Here is a 24,729-nt window from a genome sequence, read left to right on the forward strand (position 1 = left end):
CCCCTCTCCCGCAGGAGAGGGTCAGCAATTCCTTCTCCCTTCGGGAGAAGGTGCCCGAAGGGCGGATGAGGGTACGGATGACCAGCCAACAAAAAAAGCCCGCATCGCTGCGGGCTTTTTGTCTGGCGCCCGACATTCGCCGGGAGTGCAGTGCATCGATCATCGGCAGCCATCAGCCATCAGCCATCAAACGATCGACGACCAGCGGACTCACTTGCCCGCGTGCAGCACTACTCGATCGCCTAACGGCCCACTCAACCACCCGGGTTGAACGACAGCGTGCGCCGCGTGGTCACCGGTGCGGCCACCGGTTCGAAGCGCCAGCGCTTGACCGCATTGAGCGCTTCGCGATCGAACACGCGCGGCGGAGTGGCGCGCAGCACGCGCGAGGCGGTGATCGAGCCGTCGGTGCCGACGGTGATCTCCACCAGCACTTCGCCGGAGGTGCCGGCGCGTAGCGCTTCTGTTGGGTAACGTGGCGCCGGGGTGCTGATCGGGCGCAGCGACTGCGCGGCCGGTGCGGCTGCAGCGGCCGCCGGTGCCGGGCGCGGGGCGGCCTGCACCGGCGCCGGGGTTTCGGCCTGACGGCGCGCGGCGGCCTGGCGTTCGGCCTCGGCGGTCTGCTGGCGCGTGGCTTCCTGTTGCGCGGCGATCTGCTGCGCAGCGGTCGCCTCGCGGGTCTGCTGCTCGGCCAGACGCTTCTGCTCGGCCGCCTGCTTTGCCTTGTCTTCGACCAGCTTCTTGGCCTGTTCGGCATCCTGCTCGGAGCGGCTGGCGGCGGTCTTGATGCCGGTTTCCAGGCCGCTCTTCAGGCGCGGCAGTGCCGGGGCCTTGGGGTCGACCTTTTCGATCAGCGCGATCAGCCGCTGCGCTTCGGGAAATTCTTCGCGGCTGATGCTTTGTTCGGCGGCGATCAGCGTGTACGGCAGCAGATCGGTCAGCGCGCTGTTGACGGTGGCGTCCTGCGGTTGCTTTTCGCGCAAGGCCAGGTAGTACTCCACCGCGTTGTCGCCGGCCGGGGCGTACATACGATTGTCCTGCAAGGCCTTGGTGGCCGATTCGCGCAGCTGGTTGGCGGCCATCGACTGCACCTGCGGCGACACCGCAGTGGCCGGGGTCGGCGCGGCGGCCGATGCCGCAGGCGTGGCGCCGGTGGCGGCCTTGTCGTCCTGCTTGGAGCAGGCAGCCAAGCCCACCAGCAAAATGACCGGCGCGATCCGGCGCGCCATACGGCCCTGTGTCAGATCCAACATGCGTGCCCCTTACCCCGAGTGCGAAAGATAACGTTGCTGCGGCGAGCGCCGGCCACTGTTCCCGCAATGGACGGCAAAGCGGCAATCTAGCATTGCTGGGGCGGTCTAAGCCAAGGGGGCGCCTGCCGGGCGCGACATTCATCCCGCCCCGGTGGCCAGTGCCGCGTCGGCCGGCAGCCGCGTTGCCGGGTCGGGCAGCGGTGCCGGGCAATAGCGCCGCAGGAAGTCCGCATGCGCAGGCAGCCGCACCAAGGCAGCATCGACACGCGTGCGGATGGTCTCCAGAAAATGACTCAGCTCGGCATCGCCCATCAGGTCGGCCACCGGGTGGTGCTGCTTCGGCGTGATGCCCTGGCCCAGCATCACCTGCACCCAGGAATTTTCCGCGAACAGCTCGTTGGCCTGATGGAACACCCGCCCGCTCTGGCGGAACAACTCCACCCGATGGCGTAGCGTGTCGGGGATGTCCATCGCCGCGCAATCGCGCCAGAACGGCGTGTCGCGGCGGTCGGTGGCGTGGTAATGCAGGATCACGAAATCGCGGATATGGGTGATTTCGGCGGCGGCCTGGCGGTTGTATTCGGCGATGTCGACCGCGTTGATGACCTGCGGAAAGGTCTGCATCAGCCGGATGATGCCGCGCTGGATCAGATGGATGTTGGTCGATTCCAATGGCTCCAGAAAGCCGCTGGCCAGCCCCAGCGCCACGCAGTTCTTTTCCCACACCCGATGCCGCTGATTGGGCGTGAAGCGCAGTGCGCGCGGCTGGGTCAGTGCCCAGCCGCTGAGATTGCGCTGCAGCACCTGCGCGGCGCTGTCCTGGTCCATGTAGCGGCTGGAGTACACGATGCCGTTGCCGACCCGGTGCTGCAGCGGAATGCGCCACATCCAGCCGGCCTGATCGGCGCGCGAGCGGGTGTAAGGCACCGGCGCGCCGACCGATTCGGTCTGCACCGCCAGCGCGCTGTCGGCAAACAGCCACTGCGACCAATCGTCCGTGCCCACGCCCAGCGTCTTGCCGATCAGCAGGCCGGCAAAGCCGGTGCAATCCAGGAACAGATCGCCTTCCACCCGCGTGCCGTTGTCCAGCGTCAGCGCGGTGAGATAGCCGCTGTGCGCATCGGTCTCCACGCGGCCGATGCGGCCTTCGATGCGCTGTACGCCGAAGCCTTCGCTGAAGCGGCGCAGGAAGCGCGCATACAGGCCGGCATCCAAGTGATAGGCGTAATTCATGCCGCCGTTGGGCAGATGCGCGAAGCGGCCTTCCTGCGCGGCGCGCAGCTCGAGACAGTAGTCGCCGAAGTCGCGTGCCACGCCACGCTGCCGGCCCTTCAACCAGAAATGCTGGAAGCCGGCGCTCCAGTGATCGGTGCCGGTATGGCCGAAGGAGTGGATGTAGTGCCGGTCGACATCGCGCCAGTGTTCGAAGCCGATGCCGAGCTTGATGGTGGCCTGGGTGGCGGCCATGAACGCGGCCTCGTCGATCTCCAGCAAGCGGTGGAAGGTGACCAGGCTGGGGATGGTGGCTTCGCCCACGCCCACCGTGCCGATCTCGTCCGATTCCACCAGGGTGATCTGCAGGTGCCGGCCCAGCACCTTGGATAACGCGGCGGCGGCCATCCAGCCGGCGGTGCCGCCACCGGCGACGACGACGCGGCGCACCGGGCGCTGTTGTGGGTCGGAAGGGGCGGTGTCGGTCATGGCGTCAGATCCTCAGCGATTCAGGCGTTGCAGCAACCGCGCGCGCAGGCTGCGGGCACGGGTCTCGTCCATCGGCGCCAGGACGCCGCGCGCAGACTCCGGCATGTGGGCGGCGGTGTCGGTGTCGGCATCGAACACGTAATGGTCGAACACGTCCTGCCAGATGGCGCGCTGTTCGGCGGGCAGGTCGCGGAGGGTGAGCAGCGCCAGCATCAGCGCGTTCATCGGCGAATCCATGTAGGCCGGGCTCTGCCGCCACCAGAAATTCACCAGCACGTTGAACGGTGTCAGCGCTTCGACGTGATGCCACCACATGCTGGGAATGAACAATGCATCGCCCGGTTCCAGCTCGGCCACCAGCGCGTGTTCCAGCGCCTGCGCATAGCGTGGAAAGCGCTGCAGATCCGGCGCGGCGATATCGACCAGGCTGACCGGCTGCCCGGCCGGGGTGAGATCGAGCGGGCCGATATACAGATTGACCAGCTGCTGCGGTGGAAACAGGGTAAAGCGGCGGCGCCCGGCGACCACGCAGGCCAGGTTGTCGGGCAGGTCCTGGTGGGCGGCGATGCGGGTGCGGTTGCCGATCCAGATGCTGGCCAGCGGCTCGCGCTGCGGCAGCGCGATCGGGTTGTGCGCGCGCAGGCCCGGCAGGTAGGTGTCCAGCGTGGTGGAACCGACATAGATCGCCGGTGGTTGCGGGTTGTGCAGATCGCGCAGCAAGGTCTCCAGCACCACGCTCAGCGGCACGCGTTCGGGGCGAAAATTGAAGCCGCTCATGTCCGCGTTGTAGAAGAAGCGCCCACCGATGTCCGGCGGACCGACCTGCGCCACCACTGCCTCGCCGCGATCGAAACCGCGCAGATACGCGGCCGCCGCGTGTGCAGAGGTGGCGCCGGCCTGCGCCAATGGCCAGGCGCGGACCAGCCCGCGCAATACCAACGGCGTTGTCGAGCGCAGCACGGCCGGGTCCAGCTGTTGCGGGTCCAGTCCGTGCAATTCTTCGATGGCGCGCGGCTCAGCCAGCATGGCGGCGCTGCAGGCGGTCGAGCAGGTGGCGGAACTGCGCGATCGAGGCCACCGCCATGTACAGCGGTTCCAGATCGCCGTGCCGGTGCAACTTGAGCAACGCCGCATCGTCGAGCGCGCGCAGGCGTTCTTCGTGCACTGCGTAGAGCCCTGCCAGGCGGCATTCCAGGCCGTTTTCCAGCGTGGCCTCGAACACGAACGGTTCCAGCAGATCGTAGCTGAGCAAGCGTGCGACGAAGGCCTCGCTCGCGGTCAGGCCATCGTGCAAGGTGCGCAACACCTGGCTGATGTGGTCGAGAAACGCGGTGGTGCCGCCGTGTTCGCGAAACAGCACCTCGCCTTCGCTGCGGCTGATGCGCGGGCTGTCCAGATCCACGTGCACCATCGGTCCGTCCGCCTGCTCGCCGATCAGAAACGGTTGCCGCTGGATCGCCAGCGGCACATACGGCGCATCCCAGCGCGCGCCGTCCAGGAACAGGTTCTCGCCCAGGCGTAATCCCAGCAATGCCAGCGGCTGAAAACTGCGCTCGCCGCTGCGATGGAACACGATCGGGTATTGCGCCTGCAGTTGGCGAAATTCCTGCGGAAAGGTCGCAGCCGACATCACGTCGTCGCCGTAGGCGGCGCCGTGCGCAGTGATCACGCGCAGGTCGCGGTGATCGAGGTTGTTCAACAACACGGCATTGGTCATGGGGGAAAGACACATCACGCGGGGCGCGTGGCCCATGCTTGGACAGTTGCTTCGGCATGGCAAGTCCCGGATGCGACACATCCGGGAAACGCCACGAGAGAGCCGTGCGAAACGCCCCGGCAGACTCACTGCCGGGAGCGCTTAAAAAAAGAACATCACTGCATGACCACAGCGCTGCATCACCAGAACTTGTAGCGCACACCCAGCATGTAGCGCGGGCCGGTCTGGGTGGCGTAGATGATCTGGTTCGGGTGACGGCCGTGCTGACGCTGCACCTCGTCGGTGAGGTTGATCGCCTCCAGGCTCAACGACAGGTTCTCGGTCCATTGGTAGCCGATGCTCAGATCCAGCTGGCCGTAGGCTTCGGTATAGACCGGATTGGGCTGGCCGCTGCCGTCGAAACGCGCGGCCAAGAATTCGTCGCGCCAGTTGTAGGCCGCACGCACCTGCCACTTGTCCCGGTCGTAGAAGCCGACCACGTTGGCCGAATCGCTTAAGCCTTCCAACGCGAATTGCTCGCCGATCACTGCGTTGTTGTAGGTCAGCCCGGAGTCGACCATGGTGTAGTTGGCCGACACGCCGAAGCCGCTGTCTCCGAACATGTGCTGCAGGTTGAACTCCCAGCCATCCAGCGAGGCCGAGCGCTGGTTGGCCGGCGCGGTGATGGCGAAGTTGGCCACCGGGTCGCCCGGCTGCCCGCTGATCACACCGGTGGCGTTGCCGTTGGCATCGTCGGCTCCGCGCACCACGCCGGGCGCGCCGCCGCGGTTGCGGAAGATGTAGTTGCGGATACAGGTCAGGTCGGCCGAGGCGCAGCCGTTGCCCAGCGCTTCGTTCCAGTACGTACCGCCCACCGGGGTGTTCAATCCCAGCGAGGTGTCGTTGCGCGTGGTCACGCCGATGTAGTTGTCGATGTTCTTGCGGAAGAAGCCCACCGAGGCGTAGCTGGCATCGCTGTAGTACCACTCCAGCGAGAAATCGATGTTGTGCGAGAGCAGCGGCTTGAGGCCGGGGTTGCCCTCCTGGCCGGTGCCGCCTTCCAGGCGCGCGATCTGGTTGAGCGTCTGCCCACCCTGGATGTCGCCCCAACCGGGCCGGCCGATGGTTTCGCCGTAGCTGCCGCGCAGCACCAGGTCCTCGGTGAGCTTGAAGCTCAGGTCCAGGCTGGGCAGCCAGTATTCGTACTTGCCGCTGCCGCTGGCGAATGCCGAGTCGGCCAGGCGGATCGGCAACTCGTTGTTGGCGACCCAGTCGATCCCCACCGCCACCGGCACCAGCGCCTGCGCGTCCACCTTGGTTTCTTCGTAACGCACACCGGCGGCCAGGCTGATCGGCACGCGCAACTCGTCCCAGCTGTTGTTCCACTGCAGGTAGGCATTCTTGGATTTTTCGGTCACGCGGCGGTCGGTAGTGAACACCGGCGAGGTGCGGTACAGCGCATCGTCGCCGGCCACCTGTGCAGCCGCTTGGCGGGCGCGTTCGAAGTCGAACAGGAACAGTTGATCGAACTGCGCCGGGTTGCCGCTGCCATCGATCGCATCGAAATACTGCGCGAACGAGCTCGGAATCCACAGATCGTCCGGATAATCGGCCGCGGTGCCGTTGCCGCCCCAGGTATCGCGCTGCACGTTGGAGAACGCCGAGCGGTTCTTGACCTCGGTGCTGCCGATACCGAACTTCAACTGCGAATAATTTTCGAAGGTGAAGTCGCCGTTGACCTGGGCCTGGTCGATCTCCGACTTCATGTAGCTGTTGCGGAATGCCGAGCCGGTGACCAAGGTGCGCGACGGATCCAGGCCGTTCAGGCCAAAGCCCAGTTGCTGCTGCAACACCGGGAAATCCTTGCTGAAATCCACCACCGAGGTGCCGCGGTAAAAGCCCGAGACGCCCAGCGAATTGCTCGAGCCGTACGGGCTGTCCGCACCGGCTTCGGCGGTGGAGCGGTGGATGTCGAAGTTGAGCTTGAACTGATCGTTGACCGCCCAATCGACGTTGAAGCCCAGCGACTTGTTCTGGTTGCGCGTGGCCGCATTGGAGCCGGCGGTGGCCAGATCGCTGGTGGCCGGATCGACGATTTCCGAATAGGTCACCGGCCCGGCGACCGGGCCGTTGGTCCAGGCGCTGGCCGAGGGCCCGTAGTTGAACCACACCGACATCTCGTTGCGCTGCTGCTGGATCTTGTTTTCCGAATAGGTGTAATCCAGCGTCGTGGTGACGTTGTCCAGCGGCTTGTACTGCAGCGTCAACTGACCGTTGGTGCGCTGGCGCTCCACGCCGACCACGCGGTAGTTGAGGTTCTGCGGCACCGAATAGATATCGTTCGGGCCAGGGCGGTTGACGATGTTCTCCGAGCCCGGCGCACCCGGCTGCGGGATGGTGCCGTAGGCGGTGGAATCGCCGCGGAACGAACGCCAGCCGTTGGGCACGCCGACCTGGCTATAGCCGAAGTCGCGTTCTTGGTAGCTGCCGCTCAGCGACACGCCAAAGCGCCCATCGGCCGAGGTGTTGCTGAAGATGCCGGAGATTTCCGGTGTCAGCGCATCGCCCTGCAGGCGTCCGGGCAGGTTTTCGTTGGAACTGTCGTGCACGCCCTTGAGGCCGACGTTGGCATGCAGGCCCGGGTTGTCCAGCGGCCGGCTGGTCTTGATGTTGATGGTCGCACCGATGCCGCCGGTGGGCGTGCTGGCGCGGCTGGTCTTGAACACCTCGATGCCGGAGATCGACTCCGACGCCAGGTTGGCGAAGTCGAACGCGCGCGAGTTGGAGGCGTTGGATTCCTCGATGCTGGCGCCCGGCATCTGCCGACCGTTCAACAGCACCAGGTTGAAGTCCGGGCCGACGCCGCGCACGGTGACGCGCGAGCCTTCGCCCAGCGAACGGTCGATCGACACGCCGCTGATGCGTTGCAGCGATTCGGCCAGATTGGTATCGGGGAACTTGCCGATGTCCTCGGCCACGATGCCGTCGACGATGCCTTGCGCATCGCGCTTGACGTTCATCGACGAGGTGAGGCTGCCGCGGATGCCGGTGACCTGGACCGCATCGAGCGTGGCCGGATCGGCCTGGCTCGCGCCCGGGACGGTGGAGGCGGACTGTGGCGCCGGTGCGGTCTGCGCGGCCAGCGGCGTCGACAAGGCAAACAGCAGGGCAGACGTCAGACGCCGCGTGCGCGGCAGGGTGCGTGGCTCTCTCACGATGATTCTTCCCCAAGTGAAGATAAGCCGGCCCCAGGCGGGACAGGCGAAGGTCGATGAAACAATGGAGCATTTGTGAGCGCAGCCTTAACCAAGTCAACTTGCACTGCAGCATCGGCCGCGAGCAATCGCGTCACACATCGTTCCAGTCAGCACCATGGCCAGCGCACGCGCAGGTCGCGGGCTTGGTCGTACCATCGGTCGTCAAGGCGCGCAGCCGCGTGCCATCCCCTGCCGAACTGGAGCGCACGATGATCGACCTGTACTACTGGCCCACCCCCAACGGCCACAAGGTCACCTTGTTCCTGGAAGAAGCCGGGCTGGACTACACGCTCAAGCCGGTCAACATCGGCAAGGGCGAGCAGTTCGAGCCGGCCTTCCTGCAGATCTCGCCCAACAACAAGATGCCGGCGATTGTCGACCACGCACCGGCTGACGGCGGCCCCGCGCAGAGCGTGTTCGAATCCGGCGCCATCCTGTTGTACCTGGCCGAGAAGACCAGCCGCTTCCTGCCGCGCGATGCGCGTGGCCGCATCGCTGCGCTGGAATGGCTGTTCTGGCAGATGGGCGGGCTGGGGCCGATGAGCGGCCAGATGGGCCACTTCAACGTCTACGCGCCGGAAAAGATTCCCTACGCCATCGAACGCTACAACGCCGAGGTGCGTCGCCTGCATGGCGTGCTCGACAAGCGCCTGGCCGAGCATGCGTTCCTGGCCGGCCCCGAATACGGCATCGCCGATATGGCCAGCTATCCCTGGATCGAGGTCTACGCCGGCATCCGCCCCGATTACGCCGACTTCCCGCATCTCAAGCGCTGGCACGACGCCATCGCCGCGCGCCCGGCCACGCAACGTGCGTATGCGCTCAAGGAGCAGGTCAACCCCGATGCCGACAAGCCGCTGAGCGAGGAAGAGCGCAAGCATCTGTTCGGCAAGCGCTGAGGCAAGGCGGCAGGAACTGTGGCGTAACAGTACATGCGGCGATAGCGACAACTATTGCAACTGCGCAGCAACAACAACAGCAAACAGCATCAGGAGTTAGCAGCGGCACGCGCTTGCATCAACCGGGTGCGATACAAACCCGGGCGCCTTGAGCCCCTCTCCCCCCGGGAGAGGGGTTGGGGTGAGGGTACGGTCCGCGCGCTTTAGCGCCGCGTGCACCAATGGCAGGACGTCCACGCGCGCCATCACCCGCCGCGCTTCTCAAACACCCCACGCGCCCGCATCCTGTGCGTTATCTCAAGACAGGATCTTCGATGCGCGCCCTGTTCGCCGCCCTTGCCCTCATGCTCAGCACGATCACCACCGCCCACGCCGAAAAACTCACCCTCGATGCCATCACCGGCCCGTTGCCGTTGTCCGGCCCGACGCTGATGAAACCCAAGGTCGCTCCCGACGGCTCGCGCGTGAGCTTCCTGCGCGGCAAGGACAGCGACCGCAATCAACTGGATCTGTGGGAGTACGACATCGCCAGCGGCCAGACCCGCCTGCTGGTCGATTCCAAGCTCGTCCTGCCCGGCACCGAAACGCTCAGCGATGTGGAAAAGGCCCGCCGCGAGCGCCAACGCATCGCCGCCTTTGCCGGCATCGTCGATTACCAATGGGCGCCGGACGCGCACGCGTTGCTGTTCCCGCTAGGCGGCGAGCTGTATCTGTACGACCTGCGCAAGACCGGCGCGGCGGCAGTGCGCAAGCTCACTCACGGCGAAGGCTTCGCCACCGACGCCAAGCTCTCGCCCAGGGGCGGCTTCGTCAGCTTCGTGCGGCAGCGCAACCTGTGGGTGATCGATCTGGCCAGCGGCAAGCAGTTGCAGCTCACCGGCGACGGCAGCGAGACCATCGGCAACGGTGTGGCCGAGTTCGTCGCCGACGAGGAAATGGATCGCCACACCGGCTACTGGTGGGCGCCGGACGATTCGGCGATCGCCTTCGCGCGTATCGACGAATCCGGCGTGCCGGTGCAAAAGCGCCCGGAGGTCTATGCCGACCACACCGAAGTCATCAGCCAGCGCTATCCGCAGGCCGGCCAGCCCAATGTGGCCGTACAACTGGGTGTGATCGCACCGCATGCTGCAGCCAAGCCACAGTGGATCGACCTGGGCAAGAACCCGGACATCTACCTGGCGCGCGTGGATTGGCGCGATACGCAGCGGCTGACCTTCCAGCGCCAGTCGCGCGACCAGAAAACCCTCGAGTTGATCGAAACCACGCTGGCCAGCGGCAGGCAACGCGTGCTGATCACCGAGACCTCGCCGACCTGGGTGCCGCTCCACAACGATCTACGTTTTCTCAAGGACGGCCGCTTTATCTGGAACTCCGAGCGCAGCGGCTACGAACATCTGTATGTGGCATCCGAAGACGGCCGCACGCTCACGCCGCTGACCTCCGACGCCTGGGTGGTCGATGCGTTGCTCGCCGTCGATGAGCACGCCGGCACGGTGTATTTTTCCGCCAGCAAGGAATCGCCGACCCAGGCCCATATCTACGCCGTGCCGCTGGCCGGCGGTGCGATCGAAAGACGTTCGACAACCCACGGCACGCACGCCGCCAGCTTCGCCAACAACGCCAGCGTGTATGTCGATACCTGGTCCAATACCGCCACGCCGCCGCAGATCGAGCTGTTTCGCGCCAATGGCGAAAAAATCGCCACGCTGCTGAAGAACGATCTGGCCGATCCGCAACACCCTTACGCCAGATACCGTGACGCGCAGCGCCCGGTGGAATTCGGCACGCTCACCGCTGCCGATGGCACCACGCCGCTGCAGTATCGCCTGATCAAGCCGCACAACTTCGACCCGGCCAAGCGCTATCCGGTGATGGTGTACGTGTATGGCGGCCCCGCCGCGCAGACCGTGCTCGACGCCTGGCCAAGCCGTGGCGATGCGCTGTTCGATCAGTACCTTGCCCAGCGCGGCTATGTGGTGTTCTCGCTGGACAACCGCGGCACGCCGCGGCGCGGCCGCGCCTTCGGCGGTGCGCTGTACGGCAGGCAGGGCACTGTCGAAGTGGACGACCAACTGCAGGGTGTGGCCTGGCTCAAGGCGCAGCGCTGGGTCGATCCCACGCGCATCGGCGTGCAGGGCTGGTCCAACGGCGGCTACATGACGTTGATGCTGCTGGCCAGGCACAGCGAGGCCTATGCCTGCGGCGTGGCCGGCGCACCGGTCACCGATTGGGGGCTGTACGACACTCATTACACCGAGCGTTACATGGACCTGCCGGCCGGCAATGCCGACGGCTACCGCGACGCACGCATCGCCACCCATCTGGATGGCCTGCGCGCCAAGCTGCTGCTGATCCACGGCATGGCTGACGACAACGTGCTGTTCACCAACTCCACCGCGCTGATGAGCGCGTTGCAGACGCGCGGCACCGCTTTCGAATTGATGACCTATCCCGGTGCCAAGCACGGCTTGTCCGGCAGCACCGCCTTGCATCGCTACAAGACCGCAGAGGCATTCATCCAGCGCTGCCTGATGCCCTGAGCGGTCGACAACCGGGTGCCAGAGGGACGCACGAACTGCAGTGGTAAAAGGACCGCCGATGCCGAGTTCGGCGACATCCGGTGGCGCTGGGCGCGCTGTGGCGTTGCTCACCGCTCACGTCTGCAGTCGTGTACCAACCGCTGGCCTACAAGGACGTTGCCATGTGATCGCCGCTACCCATTCCCGCTGCATCGCCTCGCACGCTGCGATCGCCCAACGGCTGGAGCCTGGTAACGGACCCGCAAGCGCCGCCGCCACCTTGCGGACCATGACCTAAGACGCATTGCCGCAGCCACTGCGGATGGGTAGGGTCGCGCTACTCAACTTGCGGATCCACCCCATGAAACCACTCGTTCTCGCCGTTGCGCTGGCGCTCGGTGCTTCGCTGCCATTGCAGGCACAGACAGGTAACGCCGCGCAGGCCCAGGCTGCCACGCCGGCCTGGGTGCAGACCAGCAATGGCGACGCACAGATCCTGCTGAACGCGCAGGCGCCGTTCCAGCCCGAATACGCCAGCTTCTTCGGCGTGCCCGGCTACGACGACCAGGTCATCGACCTTGCGCCAAACAACGCTGCGCGCTACCGCGACGCGATGAGCAAGGCGCGCGCTGCGTTGCAGGCCAAGCTGGCCACCGAGCGCGACGTCAACGTGCGCCAGGACCTGCAGATCATGATCGCTGCGGCCGAGCAGAACATCGCAGGCAGCGAACTCAACGAGCGCTATCTGCTGCCGTGGAACGACGCGCCGCAGCTGGTCTTCAGCGGCCTCAATGGATTGCTGTCCGACCAGACTGTGCCCGAGCGCCGCGCCAAGGCGCTGGATCGCCTCAAGCGTTACGTCGGCCTGGTACCGGGCAGCACGCCGACCACCACGCTGGCCCGCCAGCGCTACGAAGAACGGCTTGGCAATAAAGCCCTGCTGCAGCCCACCGAGCGCGAAGTGGAGCAGGCCCTGGCGAACGTGGATACCTACGTCGCCGGCATCGGCGAGTTGTTCGCCAAGTACAAGATCGCCGGGGCCGACGAAGCGCTCAAGGCGATGTCCGCCCAGTTGAAGGACTACGCCAACTGGACCCGCGCCACGGTACTGCCGAAGGCGCGCAAGGACACCCGCCTGCCCGAGCCGCTGTATGCCTTCCAGCTCAAGCAGGTCGGCATCGACATCGCCCCGCAGCAGCTGATCCAGCGCGCGCAGCTGGAATTCATGGAAACCCGCTCGGCGATGCGTCAGCTGGCGCCGCTGGTGGCCAAGGCCAAGGGCGTACAGGGCAGCGATTATGTGCAGGTGATCCGCGCGCTCAAGGGCAACAAGATCGCCGACGACCAGCTGGAAACCCACTACCGCGGCGTGATCGACCAGATCGACCCGATCATCCGTCAGCAGCGCATCGTCGATGTGCCCAACCGCCCGATGCAGATGCGCCTGGGCAGTGCCGCCGAGAGCGCTGCGCAACCGGCGCCGCACTTCCTGCCGGCCCCGCTGATCGGCAATACCGGCCAGCAGGGCCAGTTCGTGCTGCCGCTGGGCAACCCGACCGCCGATGGCGCCAAGAAGGAACAGTACGACGACTTCAACTTCGGCTCGGCCGCTTGGACGCTCAGCGCGCACGAAGGCCGTCCCGGCCACGAGCTGCAGTTCACCGCCATGGTCGAACGCGGCGTGTCGCTGGCGCGCAGCCTGTTCGCGTTCAACTCGGTCAACGTCGAAGGCTGGGCGCTGTATGCCGAAGCCGAAATGGTCCCGTACGAACCGCTCGACGGCCAGCTGATCGCCCTGCAGTTCCGCCTGCTGCGTGCCGCGCGCGCCATGCTCGACCCGATGCTCAACCTAGGCCTGATCGACCGCGAACGCGCACGCCAGGTGCTCGAAGACGACGTCGGCCTCTCGCCGGCGATGACCCGCCAGGAACTGGACCGCTATACCGTCCGCGCCCCCGGCCAGGCCGGCAGCTACTTCTACGGCTACACCCGCATCCTGGAACTGCGCATGCGCACCGAGCTGGTTCTAGGCGAGAAGTTCGACCGCCTGGCCTTCAACAACTTCCTGCTCGACCAGGGCCTGCTGCCGCCGGACCAGCTGGCCAAGGCAGTGGAGACGCAGTTCATCCCGGCGCAGCGGAAGTAAATTCAGCAGGGTTTGGCCGAACTGGTTCTTCTGGGCAGTTCAAATGCTGAAACTAAGGCGCGGCCCTGAAGGTCGCGCCGATTTCATGAATAACGCTATTCGGAGTTGCAGCCAATTAAGACGATACAGCTTCATTCGAAATAGAAAAGAGCGCGACCTGCGCGCTGGCGAGAAGGTCGCACTGATAAGCCGCCGCATGATTAATGATCTGTACGGCGGCCTGTTGCAGGAAGCCTCATTGAGCGTATGCGCTCAATGAGCGAATGGAACATTCTCGGGTCGCTTCTGACCTGTCCACTTTCCCTGCTTCTTTGCTTCCGGGCAAATGCTCTCATATTGCGCAAGCGCAGTAATGGCAGTCGGCGTCCAGGCCTGGAGGCACACTGCGCCGGCACAGCAAGGTGACGGACTGGGGAACAGGCAATATCCAGGTACGGCAACCCAGGTCGCGCTAATTGGATCTACCGGTATCCAATTTTTGTCTTCGTCTTTACAGCCTTGCGTACAGAAGACGAACGGATCGTCAGAGCGACAAACAAGCGTGACTCCCTTCTTCTGCGCCGCGGCTTCTCCGACAAAGCACATCGCCAACATCAACATCCATATCCAGCTTTTCATGACTATTCCTTAGATGACTGAGGCCAACAGCAGCACTTTGCCAAGATCAAGTGACCAAAGCGCAGTAGACAGGGAACCTGGCACGCAAGGCTCAGGCGGTCCCAACCTGGTTGCCACCAAAGGATACTGCATCCGATTTGGGGTTTCACTACAAGCCGGCTCGGGGCGCTTTTTGCCAGGACCGCCCACAAAAACGCCCAACATTTTCGTTACTGGGAGTCTTGCTGGGCGAAGACATCAGAATCCGAGTCAAGCGGTTTACTGGCTAGGCGGTGAGCGAGCTGCATCACCCGCCTCGGCCGGCACCCAGATCGCCATGCCGGCTGCACGCTTCTGGGTGGTCGGGATGCCGATGCCCAGGCCACCGCCGACCCGGCCGCCGTAGCTGCCGCCGCCCACCGACAGGCCGCCGCCGGAGCGTTCCGAGCCCACGCCGACGATGACCACGCCGTTGGCGCCGAGCTTGGCGGCTTCGCGCTTGAGGCGTTGCACGGCCGCATCGGTCTGGCCCTGGGTGCCGAAACCGGCAGCGCTGGTGGATTCGAGCTGGGCGATCTCCACCGAGCCGACCGGGGCATTGGAATACACCTGCACCTGCGCCGGGTCGATCGGCGCGCGCGCCTGGCCCAGCATCACCTTGGAACTGCTGGCGCAACCGGCCAGCAAGGCAGCGGTGGCCGCCGCGATGGCGACATTCCTGATCAGCGATTGCATGTACATGGTGGGACCCCTGTGGGTAATGACAGCGATGATCCGGCGCCCGGACTGAATCGCTCCGGACTTTGCTGCACCCTAGCCATGCCCACGTGAGGCTACCGCCAAGCCGCCATTGGTCAGGGTGACCATTTGCCCACAGCGTCTTGGCGGGCGCGGCGCTAAGCTCGGGGCTTCTTTGAATGACGAGGTGGCACGTGGGATTGATCAGCCTGCTGTGGGGCATTGTGGCGCTGCTGTGGATGGTGCTGGCCTTCATCCCGTTGCTGGGCTGGGGCAACTGGTTCCTGATCCCGTTTGCGGCGGTCGGCGCGCTGATCGCGGCGATCGCGCTGCTGTTCACTTCGGCCGGCAATCGCGGGCGTGCCAAGACCGGTCTGCTGCTCAACGGCCTGGTGATCGTGGTCGGGGTGGTCCGTCTGAGCCTGGGCGGCGGGGTGATCTAGCACGCGGCGTCGCCTTCCAGGCAGGTCGCGCGAGCTCTGAAGGGCTGTGCACCGGCTGGCGATGGAGAAGATCGACGCGTGGCACCGCCGCCAGCCGGGCGCGTTCCCTGTGGGGTGAGCTGACCGCGTGGTCCAAGCGGATCACGCTTGCATTGATCGCAGCGTGATCCGGCCCGTTGCAGTACTGCGACACAGCGTCGCAGCGCGTTCGGCAGCGGGTCGCGGGCGTAAACTTGCCGGCTGCTGACAGGAGCCCACGATGGCCCATCCCCACTACCGTCCCCGCCGCATGCGCCACGATGCGTTTTCGCGCCGTTTGATGCGCGAAAACACGCTGACCACCGACGACCTGATCTGGCCGGTGTTCGTGCATGAGTTGTCCGGCCGCGCACCGATCGCCTCCATGCCCGGCGTCGAGCGCCTGTCGCTGGACGAATTGTTGCGCGAAGCCGAAGCGGCCCTGGAGCTGGGCATTCCGGTGATCGACCTGTTCCCGGTGATCGACCCGGCCGGCAAGAGCCTGGACGCGGCCGAGGCCTGGAATCCGGACGGCCTGGCGCAGCGTGCGGTACGTGCGCTGAAAGCGCGGTTTCCCGAACTCGGCATCATGACCGACGTGGCGCTGGACCCGTACACCACGCACGGCCAGGACGGCATCATCGATGCCAAGGGCTATGTGCTCAACGAGATCACCGTCGAGGCGCTGGTCAGGCAGTCGCTGTCGCATGCAGAAGCTGGTGTGGACATCATCTCGCCGTCGGACATGATGGATGGCCGCATCGGTGCGATCCGCCGCGCGCTGGATGCGCAGGACCATCTCAATGTGCGCATCATGGCCTATTCGGCCAAGTACGCCTCGGCGTTCTACGGCCCGTTCCGCGATGCGGTTGGCAGTGCCGGCAATCTCGGCAAGGCCGACAAGACCACCTATCAGATGGACCCGGCCAATAGCGACGAGGCCATGCGCGAGATCGCGCTGGACCTGGAAGAGGGCGCGGACATGGTGATGGTCAAGCCGGGCATGCCGTATCTGGATGTGGTGCGGCGCGTGAAGCAGGAATTCCGCGTGCCGACCTTCGCCTATCAGGTCAGCGGCGAGTACGCGATGCTCAAGGCCGCCGCCGCCAATGGCTGGCTGGACGAGCGTCGTTGCGTGCTGGAAGCGATGATGGCGTTCAAGCGCGCCGGCGCCGACGGCGTGCTGACCTATTTCGCACCGCAGGTGGCGCGTTGGTTGCGGGAAGGCTGAGTTCAGGGATGCGGTGGTGTGACGCCTGGCAGGCGGAGAATCGGCGCTCGCAGGCTTGGCTTGATGCGATGGAAACGCAATGACCCCCCACGGGCCGCGTTCTTTCGCGGCCCGCGCTTGGTGCAGAGCGCGGCAATCGCCTGATGAGCGAGGAGGTTGCAACGCAGACAGCTTTGGCCAGGCTGATTTCTGCGGATCAGCAGATACCGGCGGTGCGGCAATGATCTGGCGATAACCGATCGCGACGTCATCGCATTGCGTCAGGCGGCGTGCCGCATGTCCGCATCCACCACGCCCTGCAGATTGCCGACCTGCGCGCTGACCCGCCCGGTCTTGTCGGTGATGGCGTAGGCGTGAGCCTCGAAAATCCGCACGCAAACTGCGATAACGATTCTCATCTACAATAGCGGACCCCACTGTTTCAGGCTGTTCGCGCGTGCTCAAGACCGTCCTGTTCCAATTGCACTGGCTGCTCGGCATCACGGCCGGGCTGGTGCTGTCGGTGATGGGGCTGACCGGTGCGTTGATGTCCTTCGAAAACGAGATCGTGCGGCTGGCCAATCCGGCCATCGCGCAATTGGCACAGCGGCATGCGGCAGGCGAGCGGCCATTGCCGGTGGATGTGCTGCTGCGCCGGCTCGATCTGGATCAGCAGCAGGCGGTCACCCGCATGCTGATCGACCCGACCGGCAAGCGTCCGTCCACCGCACGCCTGGCCGGCAAGGGGGGCGGCCGGGTGTATTTCGATCCGTATACCGGCGACAAGGTCGCCGCTCCGCGACTGAGCGGCGCGTTTGCCTTCATCGAGGATCTGCATCGCCATCTGACCGCGGGCAAGCGCGGCCAGGCGGTGACCGGTGCAAGCACCCTGATCTTATTGTTCTTCTGCGCCTCCGGCCTGTATCTGCGTTGGCCGCGACGCTGGTGGAGTCTGCGCACCTGGTGGGCGGTGGAATGGCGACGGCAGGGGCGCAGCTTTCTGTGGAGCCTGCACGCGGTGTTCGGCACCTGGTGCCTGCTGGTGTATCTGCTGGTGGCGCTGACCGGGCTGACCTGGTCCTACAGCTGGTATCGCGATGGCATGGTGGCCTTGCTCGGCACCGAGCCGGCGATGCGCGGCGACGGGCGCGATCACCGCCCGGCCACGGTGGATTTCGTGGCCGTGCAGCGCACCCTGGATGCCGTCCCAGCCACGCACGCCACGGCACTGGACCTGCGCATCCCGCCGCGTGCGGGGCAACCGCTGAGCGTGCGGTTCCTGCCCGACCATCCCGACCACGATCGCGCCTACGACAATCTGGAAATCGAGCCGGGCAGCGGTGCGCTGCTGCGTCGCCAGGACTATGCACTGCTGCCGCGTGGCCAGCAGTTGCTGGTCAGCATGTTTCCGCTGCACTCGGGCAGTTTCTTCGGGCTACCGGGCCGCATCGTGGTGATGCTGGCCAGTGTCGGCATGTCGGTGTTCTTCGTGACCGGCTGGATGCTGTATCTGGATCGCCGCCGCAAGAAACGCGCGCTGCGCGCAGCGCGCGATGTCCTGCACGGTGTACCGGCGGCCTCGCAGGCCGAGCCGTGGTTGATCGGGTTCGCCAGCCAGAGCGGGTTTGCCGAACGGCTGGCCTGGCAGGCGGCCGGGCATCTGCAGGCGGCCGGTCTGCCGGTGCAGGTGCGCTCGCTGGCACAGCTCACCGCACAGCATCTGCAGGGCACCCGGCATGCCTTGTTCGTGGTCAGCACCTTTGGCGATGGCGAGCCGCCGGATACCGCGCGCGGCTTCGAGCGCGAACTGTTGCGTCAGCGCATGACGCTGCCACAGCTGACCTATGCCGTGCTGGCCCTGGGCGACCGCCAGTACGTGCAGTTCTGCGGGTTTTCGCGACGCATCGAACAGTGGCTGCAGGCGCAGGGCGCGCAGCCGCTGTTTCCGGCAGTGGAGATGGACAACACCGATCCGCAGGCCCTGGCGCAATGGCATGCGCAATTGGCGCAGATTGCCGGTGCGCCGGTGGCCGCTGTGTCGCTGGCACGCCCGACGCTGCTGCACTGGACGTTGTCGGCGCGCACGCATCTCAACCCGGGCAGCGAGGGAGCACCGATCTGGCAGATCGATCTGCGGCCACCGTCCGGCGCGCAGTGGCAGGCCGGCGACATTCTCGAAGTGCAGCCCGCGCACGTCTACACGCACGTCCGCGCGTGCCTGGCTGCGTGGGGACTGCCGCCCGACGCGCTGGTGCATGTCGATGCGCAATTGCTGCCGCTGCAGCAGGCCGCTGCCGAGCGCGTGTTGCCGGAACCGCCCACGCGCCCGCCAACCCCGCATCCGGATCCACAGACCTGGCTGGATGCGTGCGCCTGGCTGCCGACCCGCGACTACTCCTTGGCCAGCGTGCCGGCCGATGGCGTTGCGACCGCAGTGGTGCGCCTGACCACAGGTGCCGACGGCAGCCCCGGCCTGGGCTCGGGCTGGCTGATCTGCCACGCACCCGTCGGTGTGCAGATACGCGCGCGGTTGCGCACCAATCCCGGCTTCCATCGCGTCGAACAGGCGCCGATGGTGTTGATCGGCAACGGCACCGGTATCGCCGGCTTGCGCGCCCTGCTGCGCGAGGCCGAGCTGGCCGGCGTGCACGGGCATTGGCTGCTGTTCGGCGAACGGCAGGCCGCGCACGATGGTCTGTTTGCCGACGAACTGCAGGCCTGGTATGCGCGTGGTCACCTGCAGCAGCTCGATCGGGTGTTCTCGCGCGATCAGGCGCACAAACGCTACGTGCAGCATCGCTTGCGCGAAGCCGGCGACACCTTGCGCCACTGGATCGATCGCGGTGCGGTGATCCATGTCTGCGGCAGCCTGGACAGCATGGCGCGTGAGGTTGATGCCACGCTGCGCGAGCTGCTGGGCGACACGCGGCTGGAGTCGCTGACCGCAGCGGGACGTTATCGGCGCGATGTGTATTGAGTGCGGTCATGACCACTGCATCGCAGCGTTGGAGCGGCTCAGCATTGGGAAGATGATCGTCGTTATCCAAACAACGCACTTCATGCATTGCTTGCATCCATGCACACCGACCATCCCGACGGGTTCTTGTCCGCCCACAGTCGCGGGACCTTATGCGGCAGGGATGCCGCATAAGAGCCTCCATGGACGGATTCGCGGCGTGTCCTGCGATGGTGGGCGGGCAAGGACCCTGCGACCAAGCCTCAGATCATCAGCCCTACAGTCACACCGCAGATCAGCGCCCTGCAGCGTGACCCAGATCATCCGCTCTGCAACAGCTCGGCGTGAAGTCGTATTCTCTGCAGCTCCTGGCCCGGGTCTGCGCACCCACCCATCCTCAACGGCAGCTCGTATCTCCATCCACCGCCGGCGCCTTCATCCGATAGATGTCCAACTGCCCCGCACGTGGTGCGCGCGCGCTGCCGGTCACCAGCAACTCGCCTGGCTTGGCCGCATCCACTACCGCACCGAAGGTGCGTTCCTGCGGCCCATTGAACGACAGCGGCAATACCTGGCCCACGGTGTAATGGCCGTTGCTGCAGGTCGCCAGCACCAACTGGCTGGGACCATCCTGCTGGCCGCGTGCCCATACCAGCCCCCGTCCATCGCCAAGCCAGGCCGCATCTAGCTCGTCGGCAGCGCTGTTGATATCGCTCAGCGCGACCGGCCCGATGAAGGCCTGCCCATCCCAGCGCGCCACGAACAGGTCCATGCCGCCGGCGCCGCCGTGGCCGTTGCTGGCGAACAACAGGCGCGTGCCGTCCAGCGACAGTGTCGGGGAGCGCTCGTCGCCGCGGCTGTTGACCGCCGCGCCCAGCGATTGCACCGCACCTATCCGGCCCTGCGCGTCCACCGGCGCGCGATACAGGTCGGCGCCCCCGGCACCGCCAGGGCGGGTGGAGGCAAACAGCAGCCAGCGGCCATCGGCACTGAACAGTGGGGAAGTCTCGTCCTGCGCGGTGTTGATCGGCAGTACTTCTGCGTTCTGCCAACGCCCGCTGCTCAGCCGGGCCTGCCACAGATCCCAGCCGCCGGCACCGCCGGCGCGGTCGCTGGCCCAGACGATGCGTTGCCCGTCCGGGCTCAGCGTGGCGCGCGCCTCGTTGGCCGGCGTGGAGACCACACCCATGCCTTCGATGCCGAATTCGGCCAGCCCCGACGCGGCCGGGACGCAGAGTAAACTTGCCGCCAGCGCGAGCAGCGTCCATCGAAGTTGCATGCGGTGTTCCTGCCTCAAGTCCGCACAGTCTAGTCAACCAGAGAGCGTTTCATGCCCGTATCCCGTTATGCCGTGTTCGGTCACCCCGTCGCCCATTCGCTGTCGCCGGCCATCCATGCCGACTTCGGGAAGCAGACCGGCATCGCGCTGGACTACACCGCCATCGACGCACCCCCGGAGGAGTTCACTGCCGCGCTGGAGCGCTTCGCCGACGAAGGCGGCAAGGGCGCAAACGTGACCCTGCCGTTGAAGGAGGCCGCCTGTGCGTTGTCGGCCAGCCTGAGCGATCGCGCGCGTCTGGCCGGTGCGGTCAATACGCTGGTGCGCAACGATGGCCAGTGGCAGGGCGACAACACCGATGGCGCCGGCTTGGTGCGCGATCTTACCGACCGCCACGGGCTGGATCTGCGCGGTCGCCGTGTGCTGCTGCTGGGCGCCGGCGGTGCCGCGCGCGGCGTGGCGCCGGCGCTGCTGGAAGCGGGCATCACCGAAATGGTGGTGGTGAACCGCTCGCCCGAGCGCGCCGATGCCTTGTGCGATGCGCTCGGCGAACCGGGACGGGTGGTCTCGCGCTATATCGAAGACCTGCGCGACCTGGGCGACTTCGAACTCATCGTCAACGCCACCGCGGCCGGGCGCGATCGCGATGCCGGCGCGTTCGCCATGCCGCTGGGCCTGGTCAACAGTCTCACCGCGGCAGTCGATCTCAATTACGGCGCCACCGCCATCGCGTTCCTGGCCTGGGCACGTGCGGCGCAGTGCCGCTACGCCGTCGATGGCCTGGGCATGCTGGTGGAGCAGGCCGCTGAGAGTTTCTCGCTGTGGCATGGCGTGCGGCCGGACACCGACCCGGTCTACGCCGCGCTGCGCGCGCGCGAGGCCCTCCTGGTCAGTGCCGACTGAGGTGGGCAGCGTCACCGCCACCGATATCCTGCTGACCCTGGTCACCAGCCTGCTGTCGCGCGTGCCGATGCTGGTCGCGTTGCTGCTCGGGCTGGTTCTGCTGTGGCGTGCCTCGCAAAGCCCGTTGCGGCGTGCCGGGCTGGCCGCGCTCTGGCTGCTGCTGGGCTGCCTGTTTGCCGAGGTCGCCTTCCAGGCGATTCCGATGCTGTTGCTGCAGCAGGGCAATGTGCGTCAGATCAGCATGGTGGTCAGCATCGCCCACTTCGTGCTGATGGCGGTGCAAGGCGTGGGCATCGGCATGCTGGTGTGGACGCTGGCAGGCAGCCTGCAACGGGTGCCACCCGCCGCCGGCCCGCGCCCATGATTCCGCTCAAAGCCATCGCGCTGGTGGTGGTCGGGCTGGTCAGTGCCGGGCAGGGCGGGTGGACGCTGCTGCATCCGCAGGCGCTGGCTGCGGTCAAACGCGGCGGCCTGCTGTACGAACGCTTCGGGCCCACTGGCGTGGGCGCCGGCATGTTGCTGATGGGCATCGCAATGGCGGTCATCGGACTGGTATGGGCGCGCCATGCATGGCCGCGGCGGGCGCAAGGCCGCTGACAACGTGAAGCGATGCTGCCTGCTCGTTGCAGGCAGTGGAGGTTGCTTCGGTCGGCATCCATTGCGCGACCCTCCAGGTCCGAGCATGCGGCCAGTGCCTGCCGGCGATGATCGGATCCGAAGCAGGTGGCTGGCCGTGCAGCGTGCGCACCTGGGACCAGGTTGGCGGCGCGGCCGCCCCGCGCAACAAACACGTTCAGCCGAGCGCCGTGCCGGTCGCAGGCGCTGCGCCGGTCCGTGCGAAAATAGCCCGATGAATGAAGTTGCCCCACCGGCCGCGCCATCGGCGCCCGTTCCCACCCAGCGTGTTCTGACCGACCCGATCAAGGCCGGCATCCGCGAGGCTTACGCCAAGCTGCAGGCCAACACGCCCGGCTTTGCCACACGGCGGGCGCAGAGCCAGATGATCGGCCTGGTCTCGCGCGCGCTGGCCACCTCCGGTGGCATCGGTATTGCCGAGGCGCCTACCGGCGTCGGCAAGAGCCTGGGCTATCTCACCGCCGGCGTGCCGATCGCGCTGGCCACCAAGAAAAAGCTGGTCATCAGCACCGGCACCGTGGCGTTGCAATCGCAGCTGGTGGAGCGCGACATCCCGGCCTTCCTCAAGGCCACCGGCCTGGAAGCCACGGTCGCGCTGGCCAAGGGCCGCACCCGCTACCTATGCACGCGCAACGCCGCCGAGCTGCAGGGCGAAACCAGCCAGGAAGGCATGTTCGACGACGAGCAGGTGCTCTACGACCGCCCGCTCAGCCCGGCCGACGCGGATCTGGCCAAGCGCCTGGCCAAGGCCTACGCCGAGCGCAGCTGGAACGGCGATCTGGACGATGCGCCCGAACAGGTCTCGGTACCGCTGCGGCTGCGCATCACCACGCCGGCCTCCGGCTGTGCCGGTCGCCGCTGCAGCTATGCCGCGCAATGCCCGGTGCTGAAGGCGCGTACCGATGTGCGCGAAGCGCAGATCGTGGTCACCAACCATGCACTGCTGCTGTCGTCGCTGTCGCTGGGCGATGCCGAGAATGGCCAGCCATTGATCGCCCCGCCCGCCGACATGCTGCTGGTGCTCGACGAAGGCCACCACATCGCCGGCGTGGCGATCGACCAGGGAGCCGCGAACCTGCCATTGGACGAGATGGCCAAACGCACCGGCCGGTTGCAGATCCTCATCGCCGCCGCCTACCGCGCCGTGGACAAGGACAAGCTCGGCAACCTGTTGCCCAACGAGGCGATCGAGGTGGCCGCGCGCGTGTCCAAGCTGCTCAAGGCCTTCCACGCCGAGGTCGAGCGCGTGTGGAAACCCGAGCCCGGCGAGCGCGATCCTCTATGGCGTGCGGCCAACGGCAAGCTGCCGCCGCAATGGGGCCCGGCGATCGAAGAACTCGGCGAAGAAACCCGCGCGCTGTTCAACTGGGTGCATGCCGCACATGGTGCGATCGCCAAAGGCAAGCAGGACGACGCGGCGCGCGAACGCCTGCAGCGCAGCCTCGGCCTGGCCCTGGAGATGGCCGAGCAGCAACACAATCTGTGGAGCGGCTGGCGGCGCGAAGACAAGGAAGGCCAGCCGCCGATGGCGCGCTGGATCACCCTGTCGCGCGATGGCGATCTGATCTGCCATTGCTCGCCGGTGTCAGCCGCGCAGGTGCTGCGCACGATGATCTGGAACGAGGTGGATTCGGTGGTGATGACCTCGGCCACGCTCACCGGCGGCGGCGATTTCCAGTCGTTTGCCATCGACAACGGCCTGCCCGATCACGCCGAGATGGCCTCGCTTGCCTCGCCGTTCGACCTGCCCAACCAGGCCGAATTGATCGTGCCCAATTTTCCGGTCACCCCCGACGACCGCGAAGGCCACCCGAAGGAAGTCGCGCGTTATCTGGTGCGCGAACTCGATTGGACCGCCAAGGGCAGCATCGTGCTGTTCACCTCGCGCTGGAAGATGGAAAAGGTCGCCGACCTGATGCCGCTGGCACAGCGCAACCGCGTGCTGGTGCAAGGCGAGGGCAACAAGTCGCAATTGATCACCGAACACATGCGCCGCATTGCCGCCGGCGAGGGCTCGGTCCTGTTCGGTTTGAACTCCTTCGGCGAAGGCCTGGATCTGCCCGGCGATGCCTGCACCACCGTGGTCATCACCCAGGTACCGTTCGCGGTGCCGACCGACCCGCAAACCTCGACCCTGAGCGAATGGCTGGAAAGCCGCGGCCACAACGCCTTCAACCTGATCGCCATCCCGCACGCGCTGCGCACGCTCACGCAGTTTGCGGGCCGCTTGATCCGCAGTTCCAGCGACCACGGCCGCGTGATCATTCTCGACTCGCGCCTGCTGACGCGCCGCTATGGCAAACGCATCATCGACGCGCTGCCGCCGTTCAAGCGGGTGATCGGTTAGTTCAAGTCAGTCACTTTTCTGCTTTCGTGAGCTTTCTAACAGCGACATGACGTCATGCGATGCATTGCACTTGACAGGGACCGTTTCTGTGGATTAACTGGGCCTGAAGGAAGTAGGCGCGTCCCTTA

At 66.1% G+C, this 24,729-nt stretch carries 18 protein-coding genes; 10 read left to right on the forward strand and 8 right to left on the reverse strand.

All coding sequences use genetic code 11. The features are described from left to right. Positions 1-254 precede the first annotated feature (254 nt). The 5 genes from XaplCFBP3123_RS16045 to XaplCFBP3123_RS16065 form a co-directional block, all read right to left on the reverse strand. Entirely contained in the window at positions 255-1,253 is a 999-nt protein-coding gene (locus XaplCFBP3123_RS16045) for an energy transducer TonB (protein WP_104534932.1), read from the reverse strand. Positions 1,254-1,391: 138 nt separating this feature from the next. Further along, the gene (locus XaplCFBP3123_RS16050; RefSeq protein WP_104534933.1) at positions 1,392-2,954 is read right to left on the reverse strand and encodes a tryptophan halogenase family protein; all 1,563 of its coding nucleotides are present in this window, start codon (positions 2,952-2,954) and stop codon (positions 1,392-1,394) included. 12 nt (positions 2,955-2,966) lie between these two features. Continuing rightward, positions 2,967-3,980 carry a cupin-like domain-containing protein gene (locus XaplCFBP3123_RS16055; RefSeq protein WP_104534934.1) on the reverse strand — a complete coding sequence of 338 codons (1,014 nt, stop codon included), beginning with the start codon at positions 3,978-3,980 and terminating at the stop codon, positions 2,967-2,969. Then, positions 3,970-4,671 (reverse strand): SapC family protein, encoded by a 702-nt coding sequence (locus XaplCFBP3123_RS16060; RefSeq protein ID WP_172453326.1) that lies wholly within the window; start codon positions 4,669-4,671, stop codon positions 3,970-3,972. Before XaplCFBP3123_RS16060 ends, XaplCFBP3123_RS16055 begins: the two co-directional genes overlap by 11 nt. 179 nt (positions 4,672-4,850) lie before the next feature. Then, positions 4,851-7,865, reverse strand: coding sequence for a TonB-dependent receptor (locus tag XaplCFBP3123_RS16065; RefSeq protein WP_104534935.1), 3,015 nt, complete (start codon positions 7,863-7,865; stop codon positions 4,851-4,853). 251 nt (positions 7,866-8,116) lie between these two features. On the opposite strand from XaplCFBP3123_RS16065, the gene XaplCFBP3123_RS16070 reads away from it, so the two are divergent. The 3 genes from XaplCFBP3123_RS16070 to XaplCFBP3123_RS16080 all read left to right on the forward strand — a co-directional run bounded on the left by XaplCFBP3123_RS16070 (position 8,117) and on the right by XaplCFBP3123_RS16080 (position 13,474). Further along, complete coding sequence (locus XaplCFBP3123_RS16070; protein WP_104535038.1) at positions 8,117-8,806, forward strand: glutathione binding-like protein; 690 nt, start codon at positions 8,117-8,119, stop codon at positions 8,804-8,806. A gap of 314 nt (positions 8,807-9,120) precedes the next feature. Then, the gene (locus tag XaplCFBP3123_RS16075) at positions 9,121-11,349 is read left to right on the forward strand and encodes a S9 family peptidase (protein ID WP_172453313.1); all 2,229 of its coding nucleotides are present in this window, start codon (positions 9,121-9,123) and stop codon (positions 11,347-11,349) included. A gap of 340 nt (positions 11,350-11,689) precedes the next feature. Next, positions 11,690-13,474 carry a DUF885 domain-containing protein gene (locus XaplCFBP3123_RS16080; protein ID WP_104534937.1) on the forward strand — a complete coding sequence of 595 codons (1,785 nt, stop codon included), beginning with the start codon at positions 11,690-11,692 and terminating at the stop codon, positions 13,472-13,474. A gap of 252 nt (positions 13,475-13,726) precedes the next feature. On the opposite strand, the gene XaplCFBP3123_RS16085 is transcribed toward XaplCFBP3123_RS16080, so the two are convergent. After that, on the reverse strand, positions 13,727-14,092 hold the full coding sequence (locus XaplCFBP3123_RS16085; protein WP_104534938.1) for a hypothetical protein: 366 nt from the start codon (positions 14,090-14,092) through the stop codon (positions 13,727-13,729). A 258-nt stretch (positions 14,093-14,350) separates the two neighbouring features. Next, positions 14,351-14,812: a hypothetical protein gene (locus tag XaplCFBP3123_RS16090; protein WP_104534939.1), complete on the reverse strand. Its 462-nt coding sequence runs from the start codon at positions 14,810-14,812 to the stop codon at positions 14,351-14,353. Positions 14,813-15,009: 197 nt separating this feature from the next. Here XaplCFBP3123_RS16090 and XaplCFBP3123_RS16095 point away from each other — a divergent pair, with 197 nt between their 5' ends. The 3 genes from XaplCFBP3123_RS16095 to XaplCFBP3123_RS16105 all read left to right on the forward strand — a co-directional run bounded on the left by XaplCFBP3123_RS16095 (position 15,010) and on the right by XaplCFBP3123_RS16105 (position 19,457). Continuing rightward, positions 15,010-15,252 (forward strand): hypothetical protein, encoded by a 243-nt coding sequence (locus XaplCFBP3123_RS16095; protein ID WP_172453327.1) that lies wholly within the window; start codon positions 15,010-15,012, stop codon positions 15,250-15,252. Positions 15,253-15,511: 259 nt separating this feature from the next. After that, complete coding sequence (hemB, locus tag XaplCFBP3123_RS16100) at positions 15,512-16,501, forward strand: porphobilinogen synthase (protein ID WP_104534940.1); 990 nt, start codon at positions 15,512-15,514, stop codon at positions 16,499-16,501. 436 nt (positions 16,502-16,937) lie between these two features. Continuing rightward, positions 16,938-19,457 (forward strand): PepSY domain-containing protein, encoded by a 2,520-nt coding sequence (locus XaplCFBP3123_RS16105; protein ID WP_104534941.1) that lies wholly within the window; start codon positions 16,938-16,940, stop codon positions 19,455-19,457. A gap of 376 nt (positions 19,458-19,833) precedes the next feature. On the opposite strand, the gene XaplCFBP3123_RS16110 is transcribed toward XaplCFBP3123_RS16105, so the two are convergent. After that, positions 19,834-20,715 carry a TolB family protein gene (locus XaplCFBP3123_RS16110; protein WP_104534942.1) on the reverse strand — a complete coding sequence of 294 codons (882 nt, stop codon included), beginning with the start codon at positions 20,713-20,715 and terminating at the stop codon, positions 19,834-19,836. A gap of 51 nt (positions 20,716-20,766) precedes the next feature. Between XaplCFBP3123_RS16110 and aroE the strand changes: the two genes are divergently transcribed. The 4 genes from aroE to dinG all read left to right on the forward strand — a co-directional run bounded on the left by aroE (position 20,767) and on the right by dinG (position 24,601). After that, a complete protein-coding gene (aroE, locus tag XaplCFBP3123_RS16115) occupies positions 20,767-21,618 on the forward strand; it encodes a shikimate dehydrogenase (protein WP_104534943.1) in 852 nt (283 codons plus the stop codon). Then, positions 21,608-21,982, forward strand: coding sequence for a hypothetical protein (locus tag XaplCFBP3123_RS16120; RefSeq protein WP_172453314.1), 375 nt, complete (start codon positions 21,608-21,610; stop codon positions 21,980-21,982). Before aroE ends, XaplCFBP3123_RS16120 begins: the two co-directional genes overlap by 11 nt. Then, entirely contained in the window at positions 21,979-22,215 is a 237-nt protein-coding gene (locus XaplCFBP3123_RS16125; RefSeq protein ID WP_104534945.1) for a hypothetical protein, read from the forward strand. The genes XaplCFBP3123_RS16120 and XaplCFBP3123_RS16125 overlap by 4 nt, the downstream gene beginning before the upstream one ends. A gap of 253 nt (positions 22,216-22,468) precedes the next feature. Next, positions 22,469-24,601, forward strand: coding sequence for an ATP-dependent DNA helicase DinG (dinG, locus tag XaplCFBP3123_RS16130; RefSeq protein WP_104534946.1), 2,133 nt, complete (start codon positions 22,469-22,471; stop codon positions 24,599-24,601). The last annotated feature ends 128 nt before the right edge of the window (positions 24,602-24,729 follow it).

Source organism: Xanthomonas arboricola pv. populi (assembly GCF_002939945.1).
GTDB classification, from domain to species: domain Bacteria; phylum Pseudomonadota; class Gammaproteobacteria; order Xanthomonadales; family Xanthomonadaceae; genus Xanthomonas; species Xanthomonas arboricola_A.